The sequence below is a fragment of the Enterococcus sp. LJL51 genome (genome assembly GCF_049894025.1).
Lineage (GTDB): Bacteria > Bacillota > Bacilli > Lactobacillales > Enterococcaceae > Enterococcus_L.
Genome location: NZ_JBNEQE010000016.1, coordinates 30,629 through 49,831 on the forward strand (window position 1 = coordinate 30,629; position 19,203 = coordinate 49,831).

Annotated in this window: 19 protein-coding genes; 2 read left to right on the forward strand and 17 right to left on the reverse strand. The window is 39.2% G+C overall.

Annotated features, from left to right (window positions below; translation table 11 throughout):
* Positions 1–10: 10 nt before the first annotated feature.
* From aroA to ACPWSO_RS13865, 13 genes are all read right to left on the reverse strand, one after another.
* Positions 11–1,294: a 3-phosphoshikimate 1-carboxyvinyltransferase gene (gene aroA, locus ACPWSO_RS13805; protein ID WP_426084160.1), complete on the reverse strand. Its 1,284-nt coding sequence runs from the start codon at positions 1,292–1,294 to the stop codon at positions 11–13.
* Positions 1,295–1,308: 14 nt separating this feature from the next.
* Positions 1,309–2,409, reverse strand: a complete 1,101-nt coding sequence (locus ACPWSO_RS13810; RefSeq protein WP_426084161.1) for a prephenate dehydrogenase — start codon at positions 2,407–2,409, stop codon at positions 1,309–1,311.
* A 24-nt stretch (positions 2,410–2,433) separates the two neighbouring features.
* Positions 2,434–3,600, reverse strand: a complete 1,167-nt coding sequence (gene aroC / locus ACPWSO_RS13815; protein WP_426084162.1) for a chorismate synthase — start codon at positions 3,598–3,600, stop codon at positions 2,434–2,436.
* 5 nt (positions 3,601–3,605) lie between these two features.
* A complete protein-coding gene (gene aroB, locus ACPWSO_RS13820) occupies positions 3,606–4,670 on the reverse strand; it encodes a 3-dehydroquinate synthase (RefSeq protein WP_426084163.1) in 1,065 nt (354 codons plus the stop codon).
* Positions 4,671–5,105 (reverse strand): GNAT family N-acetyltransferase, encoded by a 435-nt coding sequence (locus ACPWSO_RS13825; RefSeq protein ID WP_426084164.1) that lies wholly within the window; start codon positions 5,103–5,105, stop codon positions 4,671–4,673.
* Between the two features lie 36 nt (positions 5,106–5,141).
* The gene (aroF, locus tag ACPWSO_RS13830) at positions 5,142–6,170 is read right to left on the reverse strand and encodes a 3-deoxy-7-phosphoheptulonate synthase (RefSeq protein WP_426084165.1); all 1,029 of its coding nucleotides are present in this window, start codon (positions 6,168–6,170) and stop codon (positions 5,142–5,144) included.
* 27 nt (positions 6,171–6,197) lie between these two features.
* A complete protein-coding gene (gene aroE, locus ACPWSO_RS13835; RefSeq protein WP_426084166.1) occupies positions 6,198–7,067 on the reverse strand; it encodes a shikimate dehydrogenase in 870 nt (289 codons plus the stop codon).
* Positions 7,068–7,493: 426 nt separating this feature from the next.
* On the reverse strand, positions 7,494–8,189 hold the full coding sequence (locus tag ACPWSO_RS13840; RefSeq protein ID WP_426084167.1) for a hypothetical protein: 696 nt from the start codon (positions 8,187–8,189) through the stop codon (positions 7,494–7,496).
* Between the two features lie 346 nt (positions 8,190–8,535).
* Complete coding sequence (locus ACPWSO_RS13845) at positions 8,536–8,988, reverse strand: hypothetical protein (protein ID WP_426084168.1); 453 nt, start codon at positions 8,986–8,988, stop codon at positions 8,536–8,538.
* Positions 8,989–9,065: 77 nt separating this feature from the next.
* Positions 9,066–9,428, reverse strand: coding sequence for a thioesterase family protein (locus ACPWSO_RS13850; protein ID WP_426084169.1), 363 nt, complete (start codon positions 9,426–9,428; stop codon positions 9,066–9,068).
* On the reverse strand, positions 9,428–10,645 hold the full coding sequence (locus tag ACPWSO_RS13855) for a CCA tRNA nucleotidyltransferase (RefSeq protein WP_426084170.1): 1,218 nt from the start codon (positions 10,643–10,645) through the stop codon (positions 9,428–9,430). The genes ACPWSO_RS13850 and ACPWSO_RS13855 overlap by 1 nt, the downstream gene beginning before the upstream one ends.
* Positions 10,642–11,430 (reverse strand): 4-hydroxy-tetrahydrodipicolinate reductase, encoded by a 789-nt coding sequence (dapB, locus tag ACPWSO_RS13860; protein ID WP_426084171.1) that lies wholly within the window; start codon positions 11,428–11,430, stop codon positions 10,642–10,644. Before dapB ends, ACPWSO_RS13855 begins: the two co-directional genes overlap by 4 nt.
* The gene (locus tag ACPWSO_RS13865) at positions 11,423–11,767 is read right to left on the reverse strand and encodes a nucleotide pyrophosphohydrolase (RefSeq protein ID WP_426084172.1); all 345 of its coding nucleotides are present in this window, start codon (positions 11,765–11,767) and stop codon (positions 11,423–11,425) included. The genes dapB and ACPWSO_RS13865 overlap by 8 nt, the downstream gene beginning before the upstream one ends.
* A 119-nt stretch (positions 11,768–11,886) precedes the next feature.
* Here ACPWSO_RS13865 and ACPWSO_RS13870 point away from each other — a divergent pair, with 119 nt between their 5' ends.
* Positions 11,887–12,774, forward strand: coding sequence for a YitT family protein (locus ACPWSO_RS13870; RefSeq protein ID WP_426084173.1), 888 nt, complete (start codon positions 11,887–11,889; stop codon positions 12,772–12,774).
* A 63-nt stretch (positions 12,775–12,837) separates the two neighbouring features.
* Here the strand turns inward: ACPWSO_RS13870 and ACPWSO_RS13875 are convergent, their stop codons facing one another.
* The 4 genes from ACPWSO_RS13875 to ACPWSO_RS13890 all read right to left on the reverse strand — a co-directional run bounded on the left by ACPWSO_RS13875 (position 12,838) and on the right by ACPWSO_RS13890 (position 17,165).
* On the reverse strand, positions 12,838–13,401 hold the full coding sequence (locus ACPWSO_RS13875) for a ReoY family proteolytic degradation factor (protein WP_426084174.1): 564 nt from the start codon (positions 13,399–13,401) through the stop codon (positions 12,838–12,840).
* Between the two features lie 11 nt (positions 13,402–13,412).
* Positions 13,413–14,669 (reverse strand): tetratricopeptide repeat protein, encoded by a 1,257-nt coding sequence (locus tag ACPWSO_RS13880; protein WP_426084175.1) that lies wholly within the window; start codon positions 14,667–14,669, stop codon positions 13,413–13,415.
* Between the two features lie 4 nt (positions 14,670–14,673).
* Positions 14,674–15,726 (reverse strand): hypothetical protein, encoded by a 1,053-nt coding sequence (locus ACPWSO_RS13885; RefSeq protein ID WP_426084176.1) that lies wholly within the window; start codon positions 15,724–15,726, stop codon positions 14,674–14,676.
* A 254-nt stretch (positions 15,727–15,980) separates the two neighbouring features.
* Positions 15,981–17,165: a hypothetical protein gene (locus ACPWSO_RS13890; RefSeq protein ID WP_426084177.1), complete on the reverse strand. Its 1,185-nt coding sequence runs from the start codon at positions 17,163–17,165 to the stop codon at positions 15,981–15,983.
* An 848-nt stretch (positions 17,166–18,013) separates the two neighbouring features.
* Here ACPWSO_RS13890 and ACPWSO_RS13895 point away from each other — a divergent pair.
* Complete coding sequence (locus ACPWSO_RS13895; protein ID WP_426084178.1) at positions 18,014–19,021, forward strand: DUF5067 domain-containing protein; 1,008 nt, start codon at positions 18,014–18,016, stop codon at positions 19,019–19,021.
* Positions 19,022–19,203: the final 182 nt, after the last annotated feature.

Here is a 19,203-nt window from a genome sequence, read left to right on the forward strand (position 1 = left end):
TGTTTCCCTCCTAGTTGTATAGTCTTTGTAAATCATTAAAAAAATCTGGATAAGAAACAGCTATCGCTTCAGGACGTTCAAGAACCACAGTTCCTTTTTTCACCAGCAAAGCAGCAATCTGTAGCATCATGCCAATTCGGTGGTCTCCATAGCTAGTCACGTTTCCGCCATTAAGGACTGTTCCGCCAGTAATAATCATTCCGTCCTCAGTTGGTGTGATATCTGCGCCCAGCTTGTTCAGCTCATTTGCTACTGCATCAATTCGATTCGTTTCCTTAACCTTGAGTTCCTCCGCATCACGAATCACAGTTGTTCCTTTTGCCTGAGTGGCCATCAAAGCAATAATCGGCAGCTCATCAATCAGTCTTGGGATAATTTCTCCTGAAATGTCAATCCCATGCAGCTCACTTGTTTCTACAGTTATTGTTCCAGATTTATTGCTTTCACTCTTATTTTCTTCAATCGTGAGTTTTCCGCCCATTTGTTGAATAACATCAATAATTCCTGTTCGTGTTGGATTTAAGCCGACATTCTCCAATGTTATCTTACTATCTGGAATAATCAGTCCTGCAGCAAGAAAGAAAGCTGCTGAAGAAATATCTCCAGGCACTACAACCGTTTGCCCAGTCAGCTTTTGAGGTCCTGTTAAATGGATTTCTTTATCGTCCACTTCGATTTCCCCGCCAAATTGTACAATCATATCTTCTGTGTGATCTCTAGTCTTTTCTTTTTCAACAACAATCGTTTTGCCTTTCGCCTGCAAACCGGCAAATAAAATTGCTGATTTGACCTGAGCACTTGCTACAGGCATTTCATAGTGAAGCGGCTGCAAAGAAGATGTTCCTCTGATTGTAATCGGAGGATACTCTGTTCCGTCGTGTCCTGTACAGGAGGCGCCCATTTGGTTCAACGGAGACAATACACGAGCCATTGGTCGCTTAGCAATTGAGGCATCCCCATAGAGCTCTGTTGAAAAATCACTGCCAGCCAAGATACCGCTAATTAAGCGAATCGTCGTGCCTGAGTTGCCGATATCAATTGCCGAAACAGATGGGCTAAGACCTTCAAAGCCTTGACCATGAATAATAATTGTTTCACCATCATCTTCAATTTTGACGCCTAATTTCTTAAAAGCTTTTATTGTACTGAGACAATCTTCTCCTCTTAAAAAGTTTTTTACTGTTGTTTTCCCATGAGCTATCGAGCCAAACATGATGCTGCGATGAGAAATTGATTTATCACTAGGAACTTGTATCGTCCCCACAAGTCTTTTTTTATTGATTGCTAACTCCAAATGATCATCCCTCCTTACTTTTCATACCATAAATAATCTGTTTCTTTCTCAATACACTCTTTGGCACGTTCCAAATCTTCTTTTCTTTTAAAGGTCAGTTGAAGAATACCAAAAATATCTTCTCGTGTTTCCAATATTTTCAAATTTATTAATGACAGATTTGCTTTGCCGATAATCCCTGTCACCTCTGCAATAACTCCAGGAACATCCGGTACATCTATAAATAAATCATGAAAGGCTGGAATAACTCCTTCTTTATGAATGGGCATCTGATTACGGGTTTCTTTTGCTTCGTAAAAAAATTGGAAAATTGCTTCCCTGTTTTCTGCAGCAATCCATTCTGAAACCTGATCCATCTCACCACGCCAGTTATCTAAAAGTCCTAACAGGGTTTCTTTATTGCTTAATAAAATATCTGTCCACATCACAGGATCAGAAGAAGCAATTCTGGTAATGTCCCGGAATCCGCCGGCAGCCAGTCTCCCAGCACCTGGATGTTCTTTATTAAAAGCTTTGCTTTGATTCACTAGTCCAGCAGCAATTACGTGAGGAAGATGACTTAACAGACCAGTAATTTTATCATGCTCTTCTGTAGACATAACAACAAATTTTGCCTGTGTACCAGCTAGTAAGCTCTGAAGCGCTTTGATTCTTTTTTGATCTTTTGGTTTGCCTGGTGTAAAAATGTAGTATGCATTTTCAAATAACCGTTCATCTCCTGCTGTTACACCGGATTTATGAGAACCGGCCATTGGATGACCACCAATGAAGTTCTCTAAGCCTAACGTCTCTGCCAAGTCGACGATTTCACTTTTAGTGCTCCCGGCATCTGACAGAATAACACTCTCTTTCAGAGGAATCCTGCTGATTATCTGCAGCTGTTTCTTTACCGCCTCAACAGGGGAGCAGAGTAAAATCACATCAGCTTCTGGAGCTGCCAGATCCAAACTTTCAGCTATTTCATCAATCATCCCGCGTTTTAGAGCAAATGCCTCAGACTCTTTTTGCACATCCAATCCAATAATTCGTGTATTAGGATGTTCTTTTTTTATCGCCAGTGCTAAAGAAGCACCGATTAATCCCAATCCTACAATTAATACTTGTTTTTCCTTCATCTTCTACACTCCATTCATCTGATTTTAGAATTGTTGAGTATAGCGACGATAGGCTGTAACCTCTTCTTTCATCTGCTCAAAGGAATCACTGTCAAATTTTTCTAAGAGCGCTTGTGCCACCTCTGTAGCGACGACAGCTTCGCAGACCACACTTGCAGCTGGAACTGCTGTACTATCCGAGCGTTCAACACTTGCCTTATAAGGCTCTTTTGTATCGATATTTACGCTTTGCAGCGGCTTATATAAAGTAGGAATAGGCTTCATCACGCCCCGAACAACAATCGGCATTCCGTTGGTCATGCCGCCTTCAAAACCGCCAAGGTTATTGGAGGTTCGCGTATAGCCGGTTTGTTCATTCCAAACAATTTCATCCATAACTTGACTGCCGGGCCTGTTGCCCATTTCAAAGCCTATCCCAAACTCAACACCCTTGAATGCATTGATACTCATAACAGCTTGTGCGATTTTCCCGTCCAGTTTTCGATCCCATTGAACATAACTTCCTAAACCAACGGGTACTCCACCGACGAGAACTTCAACAACACCGCCGATTGTATCGCCATTTTTCTTTGTTTCATCAATGAGTGTCTTTATTTTTTCTTCCACCGATGAATCGACTACTCGAACCTCAGAGCTTTCTGATTTTTCTTTTATTTCTTGTACAGTCATGTTTTCCGGGATAGAGGCCTTGATCCCTCCTAAAAGAACCACATGGCCGGCAACTTCAATGGACAGTTCACTTAACAGCTTTTTAGCCACAGCACCAATTGCAACTCTCATTGTTGTCTCTCTAGCTGAAGAACGCTCCAACACATTTCTCAAGTCTTCATGCTTGTATTTTATTCCACCAACCAAATCGGCATGTCCCGGCCGGGGTTTGTTGACCCGACGAATATTTTTTTCTTTTTCCGGCACCTCTGCAGCCGACATGACCGACTGCCAGTTTTTCCAGTCTTTATTTTCCACAACCAGAGTCACCGGCGACCCTAATGTTTTCCCATGACGAATGCCTGAAGTAATTCGGACGGCATCCTTTTCAATTTTCATTCTTCCCCCTCGTCCGTAGCCTGTCTGACGGCGGGCAAGTTCCAAATTAATATCTTCAGCGGTAAGCGGCAAACCAGCCGGCAAACCCTCAATAATTGCTGTTAGTTCTGGTCCATGTGATTCTCCAGCTGTAATAAAACGCATAAGGCTCAACTCCTTCGTATATACTCTTTCATTTCTTCAATGCTTATTGGAACAATTTTTGCCTGCCCAATAGCTGCCAGTAAGATAATCTTGATTGAGCTTCCTCTGGTCTTTTTGTCATGTGTCAAGGCTTGATAGAGACGGTCTTCATCCCAGTCATCATAAGCAACCGGCAGACCGAATTTTTTCAGCATATTGATTAGCTGTATTGTCGTACCATGGGGTGTTTCACCTTTTTCTTCTGCAATCTGATTTATTTGAACCATTCCAATTGCTACAGCCTCACCATGGCTGACTACGCCATAACCTGCTGTGTTCTCAATCGCATGCCCAATCGTATGTCCAAAATTAAGAATCAGCCGAATCCCATTATCCAGTTCATCTTCTTCAACAACTTTCCTCTTCACCTCAAGACAGGAAATAATAATTTCCGGTGCCTGCTTCAGCAGATCTTGTTCATCCTCTAGCTGCTCCAGCAGCTGCCACAATTTCTTATCTGCAATGGCTGCTGATTTAACAATTTCAGCGATTCCTTCCCGCAGTCTTCTCGGCTCCAAAGTCTCTAAAGTCAACGGATCAATCAGCACACCATCTGGCTGCCAGAATGCACCAACAATATTTTTGGCATTTTTTGTATTTACGCCTGTTTTTCCGCCGATGCTGCTGTCTACCTGAGCAAGCAAGGTTGTTGGGACTTGTAAAAAGTGAATCCCCCTCATATAAGTTGCTGCCACAAATCCTGCTAAATCACCAATAACACCGCCGCCCAGTGCTAATAACCCATCACTACGGGTAAACTGATTTTGTGCGAGATGTTCAAAAATATTCTCTGCATTGGCTAGAGATTTACTTGTTTCACCTGCCGGAACTACGAACTTACTTACTTCGAATCCCTGCTCCAAAAGCTGCTTTATCACGGATTCACTGTACAGCTTATCCACCGTTGAATCAGTGATAACAGCTACTTTTTGCAGTTTCCACAGTTGGCTAGCCCATTTCCCCACTTGGGAAAGACTTCCTTTTTCAATAATAATCTGATATTCATGGTCTGGTAAACGAACTGTCAGCATTTATTCAACCTCTTTTCTTAAAAAGATACTATCCATATTTGGCTGAATCGACTCTATCTGCCCAGTGGGCTTATAACCCAGGCTGAGGTAGAAATGTACCAGCTTCTCTTCCTGTTTTATCGTATCAAGCAGCCAAACCTTGACCGATGTTAGCTCCTGTTCAATTAGAAACATGCTTTGCTTACCAATTCCCTGATTTTGAAATTCTGGTAAAATCCCTATGGGTCCGATTTTGACCTTCTTGCCTTGGCGAACTATCCGCATGCTTCCGATAATCTTATTATCTAAGAGAATAAAATACAACTTATTGGATGGATCACAAGCTATGTCCTGTAGTCGCTCCATTGTTACATTAGCTGGATTCGTCTCTTGGTCTCCATATTTGCTCAGCAATTCCTGAAAAGCGCTATTGAATAGCTGCTGAACACTTTCCAACTCATCATAGTGGACACTTCTTAAAGATACCCCATGTCATTTACCTTCTAATGCCTTGATTTCTTTCATTGCTTTTTCCATTACTTGAACTTCCCGCATCATTTTCAGGTATGTTTTTTCATTTAATGACTGCGGTCCGTCTGACCAAGCATTTGCAGGATCCGGATGGATTTCTACAATCATGCCGTCTGCGCCTGCAGCTACTCCAGCACGAGCCATTGGGGGAACTAAATCCCAGATTCCTGTTCCGTGACTTGGGTCAACAATGATTGGAAAATGGCTCAGCTTTTTAATCAGCGGAACTGCACTTAAATCGAAGGTATTCCGTGTAGCTGTTTCGTAGGTCCGAATTCCCCGTTCAATAAAGATAACGTTGTTGTTGTTTTGAACAGCAATGTATTCGGCTGCATTAAGCCATTCATCAATCGTTCCGGAAATTCCCCGCTTCAACCCAATTGGTTTTCCTGTTTTACCAACTGAGGCCAGCAATTTAAAGTTCTGCATGTTTCTAGCACCAATTTGAAGAATATCGCTGTATTCTGCCACCATATCGATGTGTCCTTCATCCATAACTTCAGTGATAACCTTCATGCCGAATTCATCAGCAGCCTGACGAATAAATTTCAACCCTTCTTCTTCCAACCCTTGGAAGGCGTATGGAGAAGTCCGCGGCTTAAATGCTCCTCCTCGAAGAATCGTTGCGCCCCCTTCTTTTGCTATACGAGCACATTCTCTGATTTGATCAAGACCTTCAATAGAACAAGGACCTGCCATTGTAACAAAATTACCGTCTCCAATTTTAACACCATCAACATCAACGACTGTATCTTGCGGATGAAATTCTCTTGATGTTAATTTGTAGGTATTTGAAATACGAACTGTATTTTCTACCCCTTCGTAGCTATTGAAAGCAACGTCCTGCATTTTTCTTGTATCCCCCAGCAGGCCAATCACAACATGATCCTTCCCCTGGTTTATTTGTACATCCAAGCCTTCTTTTTTCACTCGTTTAATCACTGAATCCACTTGTTCCTTCGTTGCGCTTGCTTTCATAATAACGATCATAATAATTTCCCCCTGAGTAGTTTATTCTTAACTATTTTCTATAATTGGTTTTACTTTGTTAATTGGCATTTCTTTACCTGTCCAGAGCTCAAAAGCTGCAGCTCCTTGATATAGCAGCATACCTAAGCCGTTTGCTGTTTTGGCGCCTCGAGCTTTTGCTTCTCTTAAAAAGCGGGTTTCTCTTGGTGTATAAATAACATCAAAAACTGCTAAATCCGGACGAATAATAGAGAAATCCTGAATGGGTGTTGCCTCTACATCCGGTTTCATGCCAACTCCAGTTGCATTTATTAGGAGTTGGCTGTTCTTTACATCCTCTGACAAAAGTTCTTCGTCTCCCAAGTCATGTAAGGTGATGCTGCATTGAGTGTTGGCTGCGACGTAAGCCAGCTTTTCCTTTACCCGTTCATAAAACTCATCTTTGCGGTTATAGACTGCAATTTCTTTTACACCATCTAACGCCGCCTGAACGATAATCGCAGTTGCTGCGCCACCTGCACCAATAATGGTCATTTTCCCATTGATAATTTCCACGCCCTGATCCTTTAGGCTTCGCATAAAACCCGTACCGTCCGTAATATGACCAGTCAAATGACCATTCTGATTAACGATTGTATTGATTGCTCCTACTAATTTTGCTGCTTCGCTTAAATCATCCATTAGCGGAACAGCCGCCATTTTGTTTGGCATGGATAAATTGGCTCCCAGCATTTCCAGATTACGGATAGACTCAATTGCCTGCGGCAGTCGATCTGTTCCCAGTTCAAATGCCAGATACACTGCGTCAATCCCGAGTTCTTCAAACGCAGCATTTTGGATCATTGGAGACACACTGTGACGAATTGGCTCTGCAAACAATCCAACCAACCGAGTGTGACCTGTAATCTTCTTTTCCATTCTTCAACCTCCATCATTTTGTAAAATAAAAACAAGGTATTCGCAGTAAATTAAAACAATCTACAGCGAATACCTTGAAAAAAGATAAAATAAAAAGCCACTATAGATTTTCATCTATGCGGCTTGAAAGTCATGTTGAAATCCCTTAGCCATCATAGATACAAACTTGCGTTATGCACTGTTTGCACCCATGAATCTCATGAATACAAACTCATCTAAAATAGCTAAAGTAATACTTATTCAGTTGTGAATGTTTCTGATTTGTCTTGTTCATGTCAATCACTCCACTACTGTTTTTAAGATTGACATAAGTATATACGTCTCAAAAAAGCTTGTCAACACTTTTATCAGAAATAGTAAAAATAATTTCAGAAAATTAAAGAAAATAACAGTATCTATTGATAACTGACCATCGTTTTTTGTAAGTTATTTGTCGTTCTCAAGATCCCCTTCTCTCGATTGTTCCTCACTAGCTGGTTGATTCAGTTGTTCAGAATCGACTTGCTTGAAAACAGCTCTAAAAATAACAGCCAGAGTTAATACTAGCAGCAATAGAAAAACGAGTATGGTCAGCATATTTCCTAACTGATAGTCTGAAATCACTTGTTTTAGTCCGCCTAAGTTTGAGATATCCCCAAGTATTTTCTTCAGTGCTGCTCTAGACAAAAACATGGCGGCAAGACCTGCCGCTGCCATAACATAGAATGCCTCAGCAACAAAGGTCAAACTAATGACTGACGTCTGCTCGCCAAGCATCCTCTCGATGTAGAACGCCTCTTTTTCAATAAGTGCAATTTGTCTATAAAGATTCTTTGTATAGAAAAGTCCTGCTAGAAAAAAAGCATTGGATAAAATAATCGTCCCGATTCTAAAGCTTTTCAACAGCATCAGCAAAGGCTGAGCTGCTTGAGCGGTGTAAATATCCTGACTTTTTTCTATAAGCTCTGTTTCCCAATGAATCCAAAAGGTGAAGAAGTTGCTCCAATAGATAGAAAAAAATAAGAGAAAATATAACATCCCAACTAAACAGAAAGAGAAAAAATAACCTTTTCTTCTCATCAGTGCGTTTAAGCTTCTAATTAACAGATATCCGGCTTTTTGTAGATGTTTAGTAAACGTCATAAGATCCCTCCATAACTACTAAGTATATGGGTTGCTTGTAACAGTTAAATGTAAAAAATATAACGATATGCTGACAGATTATTACGATAGTGTTGTCCCTTTGAATGAAAAAGCTTGAAAACCCTCCGCACTTGTCAAATTGACGAATGCAGAGGGTTTTCAGATGAATGTATCCAGCTCCGTGATAATCGATTTAAAGCCGCAAGCATAGCTGTTAGGTACTTGAGGGAGTGCCCTCATACTATTAGAAAAGCTTGAAACAAAATCAGAACTCCTCTGATTTTCATTTCAAGCTTTGTGATTTCATTCAGTTTTTGTTCAACTAAGGTAGAACTGAATACTTAGTTTAAAATTCTGAAGCGTATACATCATCAACTGTTTGTGTAGGATCAATAACAATGTATAAGCTGTTTGTTTTTTCACTGACTTTTGTTGACTGATATTGATTATCCAAACCTTCATCAGATTTGTCTTTATATGGGAAGTACACTAAATCTGGCGTACCGCTTTTGTATAGTATTTCCATTCGTTCAATATCTTCATATTTCAATGCACGGGCAAACATGCCTGATTCCAGACCGCCCATATTGATATCATGTGTTTGTACATGATCTCCCTCTTGAAAAATTTCAATTTTAAAGCCGGCACATGGATGAATCTCTACAAATTCACTACCGTTAATGCGTCCAAAGCTTGTTGTAATTTGTTTAATCCACAAATCACCGATATAACGGCGTCCGATTGTCCAAGTTTCGCCATTTCTGAAATAAAATTTTAACCCAGTCATTTCTCTTGCCATAATATTTTCTCCTTATAATAAATTCTTAACACCATATTTAGTTTAGCATATTTATGCAAAAGTGACTAAACATCTGCTTATCCAAGTCTACTCAAAAATAATTCTGTTAAAACAACCGCACGCTCATGCCTGCCTTTACCTACAAGCACGCCATTATCATACACTTCAAAGGAGTAGCCCCTTCTTCTTTTTTCCTGAAAATCACAAATCACTTCAACAGATAGCTCGGCTCCAATTTTTGAAGCCTTCAGATGATCGATTTCTATTCTAGTGCCTACACTCGTTTCTTCATCTGTCAGCTCGATTTTTAAATAGTCTTTTGCCGTATTCTCTACCATAGCTACCATAACGGGCGTTGCCAATACATCTAAATCACCAGAACCCGCTTTTTTTGCAGTATCTTGTTCACTAACAATAAATTTCTTAGCGTACTTGCTCACTATTTTCCCTCCTTGTTCAGCTGATTTTTGGCATACACTAGCAAAGCTTCTTGCTCATTGACTAGTTCACCAGTTACGACCTTTTTCTCTAATTCATCAATCAGTTGGCCCAGCCATTTTCCTGGCTTCTGATTTATAACCGTCAATAAATCATTTCCAGTAACCGCTAGTTCTTTCCGGCTCTTAATCGGCAGTTGTTCATACTTATTTGCTGTTTCTTTTAGCTTAACCTCTTGATTATAATAAAACAACAGTTCTTCAACAGATAATACCAGGTCCAAGCCCAATCGAAATAAGTCTGTTGCCAGCCATTCTCCCTGAAGCCGCTGTGTCAGACCATAGGAAAGCTCTGTTACGTCATGAATCATTTGATTGGACAGCTTCCACTCTTTCAAGAAGGGACAAATCTCTTCTGGCTGAATGACTAGCTCTTTCACGAGAAGAGTCCAAGCTTGCCGTTCTTCCTCAATTTGGCGATTCGGCAATTCTGAAAAGCAAAATAATTCCCGTCCTTTTCCTTCCAATCCAGGGCAGCTTTGATAGCAGCCTGTTTCAATGAATGGGGACAAACCTTTTAGCCGATCCTTTCCAAGAAGCAGTTTTGAAAATTCAACTGCAATCCGTTCAACTGATATTTTTGAAAGCAGCGAATGATAGGTGTAAATCGCATTCAAGGTTTCCTGTTCAATAGCAAAATCAAGCTGACTGGCGAAACGCACGGCTCGCATCATTCGCAACGCGTCTTCATGAAAACGCTCCTTTGCATTTCCCACGGCTCGAATCATACCGTCTGCCAAGTCCGTCAAACCATTAAATAAGTCGATAATTTGACCATTTTTTTCCATAGCTAGCGCATTGATTGTGAAATCTCGACGCTTTAAATCTTCTTCTAAGGATCGGACAAAAGTCACACTATCGGGTCTACGATAATCCTGATAGGTGGATTCTGTTCGAAAGGTAGTGATTTCGTAGCTCTCTTCACCATGTAGAACAAGCACTGTCCCATGTTCAATGCCCACATCAACCGTCCGCTTAAATATTTGCTTTATTTCCTCTGGATAGGCACTAGTAGCAATATCTACATCATGACTGGTTTTTCCTAAAAGGGTGTCGCGGACACTCCCTCCGACAAAATAAGCTTCAAAATCATGCTGTTGAATTTCATCAATTACACTGGCAGCTTTGATGAATTCTTCCGGCAGCTCCTCTAATTTCATAGCAGATTTTCCAATCCGTACACTAACTCTTTAAGCCCTACAACTTTTTGACAGCCCAACGCTACACCAGTCATAAATGAGCTGCGGTCATACGAGTCGTGGCGAATCAGCAACCCTTCTCCAGTTCCGCCAAATTGAACCTGCTGATGAGCAATCAGTCCCGGAAGACGAACGCTGTGAATCTTCATTCCTTCAAAATCAGCACCTCTAGCTCCTGGGATCAGTTCTTGCTCTTCAGGATGTCCCTGCTGTTTTGTCTTGCGGGTTTCAGCCATCATTTCAGCTGTTTTGATGGCTGTGCCGCTTGGCGCATCCAGTTTGTTGTCATGATGAAGCTCAATAATCTCCACATCAGGAAAATAGGCGGCAGCTTTTTGGGCAAACTGCATCATCAAAACAGCTCCGACCGCAAAATTAGGCGCAATCAAGCCACCAGTTTTCTTTGCAACAGAAAGAAGCTTCAGTTCATTGATTTGTTCCTCAGTGAATCCTGTTGTACCAACAACGGGAGCAATTTGATTGTCTAAAGCAAAATACGTATTCTCATAAGCAACTGTTGGTATAGTAAAATCAATCCAAACATCTGGTTTGGTTTGAAGAACGTCTTCTTTCGTTTTGAAAACTGGTACATCTGTTCCGTTATATTCCGGCAGTTCATTTATGTTTTTTTCCTCAGAAAAAGGATCTACTACGCTGACTAACGCAAGTTCAGGATGGTCAAGAACCATTTTTACGGCAGTACTACCCATTTTTCCTTTAAATCCGGCGATTGTTACTTTAATCATGTGTTTTTCCATCCTTTCTTTCAAAGCGGTATTTATCTCTTTGGTTAAACTTTTCCATATTTCTATTAAACACTTCTGTTAAGTCAATATCAAGAGAATTAGCCATAATCATTGTGACAAAGAGAACATCTCCCAGCTCTTCTTCTACTGTTTTTGGCTGTTCATCTATCTTTTTAGGCTTTTCTCCGTAATAATGATTGATTTCACGTGCCAGCTCCCCAACTTCTTCTGTCAAACGGGCGAGTTGGCTCAATGGAGAAAAATAGCCTGTTTTAAACTGCTGGATATAGCTATCCACTTCCTGCTGCATTTGTTCCAGCGTTTTTTCATTTTGCATCATATCGTCTCCAACCTTCTTTCTTTCTCATCTTATCAAAAACTCCTGATATTGAAAAGATTCTTCTTGTCGTTTTTGTTTTAGAATGATAAAGTGATGAAGGAAAAGGATGTGAGTAAATGGAAGAAAAAAATTTTTATGTAAAAGACATCGCAGTCATTCTACTTGGTACTGCTCTTTATGCGTTTGGTTTGGTTAATATTAATATTGCAAATAATCTTGCAGAAGGCGGCGTAACTGGGATTACCCTCATTCTACTTGCTTTATTCAAAATAGATCCTGCCTATTCTACTCTGATAATCAATATCCCTTTAATTCTAATAGGCGGTAAAATTCTTGGGAAACGTACCTTTTATTATACAATTATCGGAACACTATCCCTATCTGCTTTCTTATGGATCTGGCAAAGATTCCCAGTTGAAATTAATTTGGATCACGATCTCCTGATCGCCTCTCTTCTTGCCGGCTTAGCTGGTGGTGTCGGCAGCGGACTTATTTACCGCGTAGGTGGAACGACCGGCGGCAGCGATGTAATTGCCCGTATTCTTGAAAAGAAAAACGGGGTTAGCATGGGACGCTCTCTGTTGCTCTTTGATGTCTTAGTTTTAACGCTTTCCTTGTCCTATTTGGATGTTAAACGCATGATGTATACGTTAATTGTTTCATTTGTGTTCAGTAAAATTGTTGACTCAGTCTTGGATGGTGCTTATTCTGCAAAAGGCATGCTGGTGATTTCCAATCATTCAGAAGATATTGGCGAAGTAGTCATGATGCTTTTAGAAAGAGGCGTTACTTATTTATCTGGCGAGGGCGGCTATTCTCAGATAGATAAAAAGATTTTATATGTAGTCGTTAGTCCCAGTGAAATTATTGAGGTAAAACGTATAGTCCATGAGTTGGACCCGAAAGCCTTCATCTCCGTCATTAATGTGCATGAAGCAATCGGCGAAGGCTTTACTTATGCGAAACCAACAAAAAAACTCTTTAAAAAGAAAGTAACAAACTAGCAAGTAAATCAATAATAAAGCATCCCCTGACAAGCTGTTTATCCGTTTGTCAGGGGATGCTTTTTATTTTTGCGTTTTCGGTCCATTTAGCTGTGTTCTCATGCGATTAAACTCATCAGATAATTCTAAAAACGCCTCATAGTTGCCATCTTCCAGAGCCTGATCAATTTGAGTGCGCAGCAGTTCTAAACGTGCCTGCTGCTCTTCCCGTTCAAAATAATGATCAATTTTTTGTACAGTCTCTTCACTAATATTCTCTTTCCATGGAGAAAATGGGTTGTCCTCCAAAATAGAAAGATAATCTGAATTTTGAAAGGCGCTGTCAAAGACGCATTCTAAATAAAGAGGATTTTTCCAGTTCATACGAATTTCGTGGAAAATCTGATCTGTATCTGTAAACGACTTGCCCTTTAAAAATAGTGTGATGGGCTCCTGTTCCATTTCTGCTGCAGTAATTCGAATTCCTCGATCTGCTTTATGTGCATACTCTACAAAGGTAACATTATTTAAAATCGTTTCATGGTTCACCAGATAATTTAATATCCAGATAATCTCTCTTTTACTAAAGGAAACATTGTTAATCAGCCAAACGAGAAAACTCTTTTTTTCAGCTACGTTGATATTCATTAATAAACCACCTAGCTTTCCTCTAAATCGTCAAGCAGAGAAGCCACCTCATTATCTCCAGGCTCATGAGCCAAATAATGCTGGAGCAGCTCTTTGGCCTGCGTCAATTGTCCTTCTTCTCTTAAAAAAATACCGTATTCTTTTAAAAACTCAGGTTCATGTGCCAGGTCCTGATAGGCCTGTTGATAATGGACATTTGCCTGACTAAACTCTTCTAGTTCATTATACGCATTAGCAAGGTTCCATTCTGCATAGGGATGTCCCTTTTCGTCCATTTGCTCTAATACAGCGATGACTTCTTCAAAACGCTCTTCTGTGCGGTAGAGGTTGCTCAGCGTCAACAATGATTCATCTGTTTTCTCGCCTAGCTCGATTGCTGCTTTCAACAATCGTTCTGCTTCTGCTACATCATGAAGCCGATAAGCATTTTCAGAGGCAAGCTGATAAAGCTCCACTTGAAAAGGATTTTCTTTTATTCCCTCTGCTAGAACTTCTTGAGCTTCCTCAAGTAATTCCTCTTCTTGTAAAGCTTCTCCCAGATATAGATAGACTGATGAATAATTTGGATTCAAAGCCCGCAGCTGCTGGAATAAAATGATTGCTTTTTGATTTTCATGCATTTGGACATAAGTAAAGCCTAATTGAAACAATCGGTCATCAGACTGTCCTTCTTTTAAGCTGTTTTCCAAAAATGGTACTGCTTCTTCAAACTGTCCCAGCATGCTGTAGCTCGTTCCTAAGCGTTCATTGATTGAGACACCGGAAATATCTACTTCTCCTGCAGCAGACAACTCCGTATACTCTTCAATTGCTTCAGCAAACTGGCCTGTTACAAAATACAGTTCACCCAAAGCAAAACGAATCAGCAGTTCATCAGGAAGCAGCTGTTGAGCCTCCTTCAACTTTGTCTCACTTACCTCTGGGATTCCCATTACTTGATACATATCTGCTTGTACCAGCAAGCTTTGCGGATAATTGGGACTTTCAGTACTTATTTTGCCTAAAAGCTCCAGCGCTCCATCAAAATCATCATTTTCAATCGCAATTTCGGCTAGCGGTAAATTTAAACCATCTGCATCCGGATGTTTTTCCAATAACTGTTCAAATATCTGCTTCGCTTCTTCTAAAAATCCTAATGAAAGAAGTTCTTCGCCGAGCTCGCTAAGTGTATCTTCATCATCTTTTCTCAATGCTTCTTCAAACATCAGCTGTGCCTCTGCCAGCTCTTCTCCATGAAGTGCCTGAAGCATTTTTTCACTATATGACATTTCTTCACAATCCTTTTTTTATATTTTCAACGATACGCTTATACTCTTCCAGTGCTTCAAGTAGCTCTTCCGGTTCAACACGTTCTCTCACACCGGCTTTTCCGATATCGGTTAGAATCATAATCTCTCCCAGCTCATCCATACAATTCAAGATTTCCTGAACATAGTCACTGATGAATATCTGTTCTGGGAACTCAAGCGGATAGCCTAAGCGAGTCAACCAAATCAGAAAATTTTTATAATGAAATGAAAATTCTTTTTTTTGCTGGGATAATAATAGCTGTAACAATGTCCCTAATAATGATTTCATGTAGCCAGATAGCAAATGTCCGCCATCTACCGTATAAAATGCTCGTTCAAACAGCAGCCCAAAGCTCTGCAGCTCTGTTCCTTTGTCTCTATTGAATTGGAGCAACGCCTCCAGTAACCCAGTAAACGATTGCTGTTTCAACCGCTGCTGATCACTAAAATTCTTATACAGCTCTCTTAGAAATTCATGGCTGCACACTAAACCGCAACGAATAAAAATCATGAAATCAACGAGTTGGCTATCTCCTTCCCGCCGAATCATTGTCTGATCATAAATTATCTGTTTTGCCAAGGCGGGTACTGACAACATTTCTTTGTGTCCCATAACTACTGTCCCATTTCCAGACAAAGAAGCACTCAGCGATTGAATTGACAAAGGTAAATGCCATATCTCTGTACTAAGCAGAGTCGTCTGGGCAGCGAAGCCGGAAAGCTCCATGACCCCTTCATTTCCCAAACCAATCAACAAGTATTCCTTTGATGCGGAAAAAGGCTTCAGAAAGGTCAATAAGGCTTCAAGTTCAGTGAAGTTATTACAGTGTACATCATTTTTACAAATGTACCAATCCAAATCCTCTGGATTGTTGAATAGCTTAATCAGCTTATCTGAAAACAAATCATAATATTTTTGATTTGTCATCAACAAGATATGCTTATTAGCAAAAGATTTATTTTTCACCAGTGAAGCAGTCGTCTCCCCATAAATAACAAGACTTTCCTGTTTGTTTTTCTGATAGACAAGTTCCATAGGACACCTCCTTGCTTCATTTTACCATGTTTTTATAACTGAATATAACGATAAGGTTTTTACGAGTTGCAGAGAACTGTTTCTTTAGATTTTACCATAAAAGTAAGATGCTATGTTCTTATGACTGCTCTTTACCAGCAACTACTATGGGATTTTAACAGCTTTTAGCTGTAAGCAGCAAAAAAACGAACTACTTTCATTTGAAAGTAGTTCGTTTTGCTTTTATCTATCATTTTCTTTAAAGTAATTAAGGATTAATTATTTGGTGTAATCTCAATCAGATACTTACCGCTGGTATATAAATCGCTGCTTGAGTTCAAAAAGTACTTTTGTCCTTCAATAAGCTCAACTTCAATTTTTTCTTCAATATAACCACTTGAATTATCATAGCCCCAAATAAGCTGGTCTCCAAGAATTTCACCTTCTATATTCGCTACGTAAATATTGCATACTTTGATATTTCTATCTCTTGATTCAAAACTAATTGTATAAGCTCCTGTTCTTGTTGCAGTGAAGCTGAAGTCATCCATCTCATGGCCATAATAAAACTCGCCGGCAATACTGCTGTTATCGGTAATTTCAAATTCATTACCATCTCTTGCTCGACCGTAGTCGTCAACACTAACTATCTTGCGCATGTATTTTCCATTCGTTGTTGCTGTCACAAATGTTTTTCCGTATTTTTTAGCTATTGCTCGATTTCCATCTATTGAAATAACGTCAGGGTTTTCACTTGTCCAGTTGCCTTCTTCAATATAAGTTGATTGACCAATTTCAAGAACCATCTCATAATAACTAGCAGAATAGTATGAATTTTCTTTTAAAGAAATATCAAATGAATAGCGTCCGCTAGAATATAAATCACTAGAAAGATTTAATGTGTAGTTCATTCCTGCAAGTAAATCAACTTCAATATAGCCTTCATTTGTTGTATAGTCATCTTCAAAAGGAACAATTAGTGATAGTGATTCAGAGGTTTCGCCATCTTCACTATAAAGACTGGCATTGTAATTTTTCAAATTTTTGTCTCTTGTCGTAAAGAAAAGAACATAAGTACCTGTTTGTTGTGCTGTAAAGGTAAAGTCATCCTGATCATGTCCATGATAAAACTCACCTTCAACCATGCTGTTATCTGTAATATCAAAAGCTTCTCCATCACGACTGCGCCCATAGTCATCCACCTCGGCAATCGAACGGCTGTATTTACCATCCGTCACAGCATCAATAAATGTTTGGCCATATTTATGTGCAACAAAACGATTGTTATTAGTTAAACTTATCACTTCAGGATTTAAGCTTTCAAAGACTCCACTGCTATAACTTGGGAGGTTTTCAGTAAAAGTAATCTGACGGTTAATTGTTTCTGCAGATACCTGGCTTCCTCCCAACACCGTCATAGATAGTCCGATACCCAACATGAACATTTTTGTTTTTTTCATTTCCAATCTCCTTTTTACAAAATAATGAGTTTCTATTTTACTCATTATTCTACTTATTTTTTAGGCAAGAATAAATCTAATCATAATATTCTTATAATCAAATTGTTCTTCCTTAGTTATAGTATACATAAAGATAAAATAATATTAAAGTTTTTTTTATTCTTTTATCATAAATTTATTTTACTATTTTGATATATTTTTAGAAATAATATTTTTTTACTTTTCAGTTTCTTCTAATGGTAGCTATAAAAATTTTCCCAATTAATTTAGCATTCTGCTATTAATATCTTGGCATTGTTCCTGTATACTTAATATATAAATTCTACTAAACAAAAAAGGCGCTTTTTCATTTGTTCTATCTGCAGGTTTGAAGTCACCCATTGGATAAATAGAAAGTTTCCACTGTTCTATAGCAGCTATTCATCTCTGGGTATGTCTCTTATTCTGCTGAAGGCAGGCTGCCTATTTCATGGAATGTTTAATAGAATCTATTTAGAAATGAAACAGATTGCACTGCTCACACTTTATTTTAATCAGAGCTGTTGACTATCAAATTGTTCTTCTTCGAATTTTAGTCAATTGTTTATCTTCTGATGACAGATGAAACAACTATTGAAATATAGTAAGGAGGCTTGTACATGTCTATACTTTTTTCGCTATTGTATGCAGGATTGGGACTAGCTGCATTATATGTTGTTATCCGCCTTGCTGTTCGGGATGGCATCAATGATACCAAGCAGTGACGCGTGATAAAAAATTGTTTAGATTACAGACAAGCCAATTGCAATACTGAATCGTTTTGCCAAAAAAAATAGAAATAATTATGATGATGGAAATGAGGAAAGAAAATGAAAAAAGGGGTTTATTTGTTAGGAATAGTTGTTCTATTTGTGCTTTCAGCATGTAGCTCAGGCGTTTCAGAAAAAGATTTGATGAAAAATGATTGGAAGGTTGCCGTAGGTGATGAAACACCTAGTATGGTTCTGGCTTTTACCGAAAAAACGATGACCTTCACTCCCTATATGGATGAAGATGAGGACTATGGTGAGTTCGGCGATGAATTAATCAGCTCGATTCAAATTACTATGGATTACAAACTTAGCGGCAATACACTTCACGTAACAAACGAGGATATGGCTATTGACAATAAAATAAAGCTAACCAAAAAAGGCGACGGTTATAAATTAGTTAATACTTCAAAAGACAGCAGCAAAGAGTTTGAAACATTAAATGATGCAGTTCTTACGCCTTATGACAAGAAATCTGATGATTCATCCTCAGAAAAAGCAGCTGATTCTTCTACCGAAGAGAGCACTAAAGAGAAGACAAAGCAAACGACAGAAACATCTGAATCTTCTGAAGCTGAAAATGCGCCAGCTGATTCTGTTGCAAAAGCTACAATTGAAGATGATACAGTAAAGCTGACAATTACAAAAGTTGATTTCTTCCAAAATATGCCCTCTTATACGAAGGACAAAGGTTTGGTTGTCGTCTACTACACCATTGAAAATACCGGAACAGAAAATTTTGAACCGTTAATGAAAGTTCTTGATTATCTTTACGTAACAGAAGAAGATGATGTATCTAAGGATTCTTTAGCCTTCGGCGGTCACCTGTTCTCGTACAAATTATTTGATAAATTGGATGCTAATAGCCGCTTAAATATCAAACCAGGAGCAAAAATTGATGGTGTTGTTGATTTCGCCATCACTGGTGATGATAAGGACATTACTGTGAGCGTAGGCGATGAGCTTTTGTTCAGCGTAAGCGGAGAAAACAGCATTGCTTCTGAGACCTTTACTTCAGCAGATGTTGCGAAAGCCTTTAAGAAAAATGCGAACACTAAACCAAAATAAAACTTAATTAATAAAAAAACCATAGAACCGGATTGAATTGCCTCTACAGCTTTTGCAGGTATTAGACTTTATTATCCGTTCTATGGTTTTTTAGCGTTAACAGCTTTAGCATATTTTTAAACAAATTTTTATTCTCAGCTCTATGATCTTATTTAGTTTTTTGTTCTATCAACACGATTTGA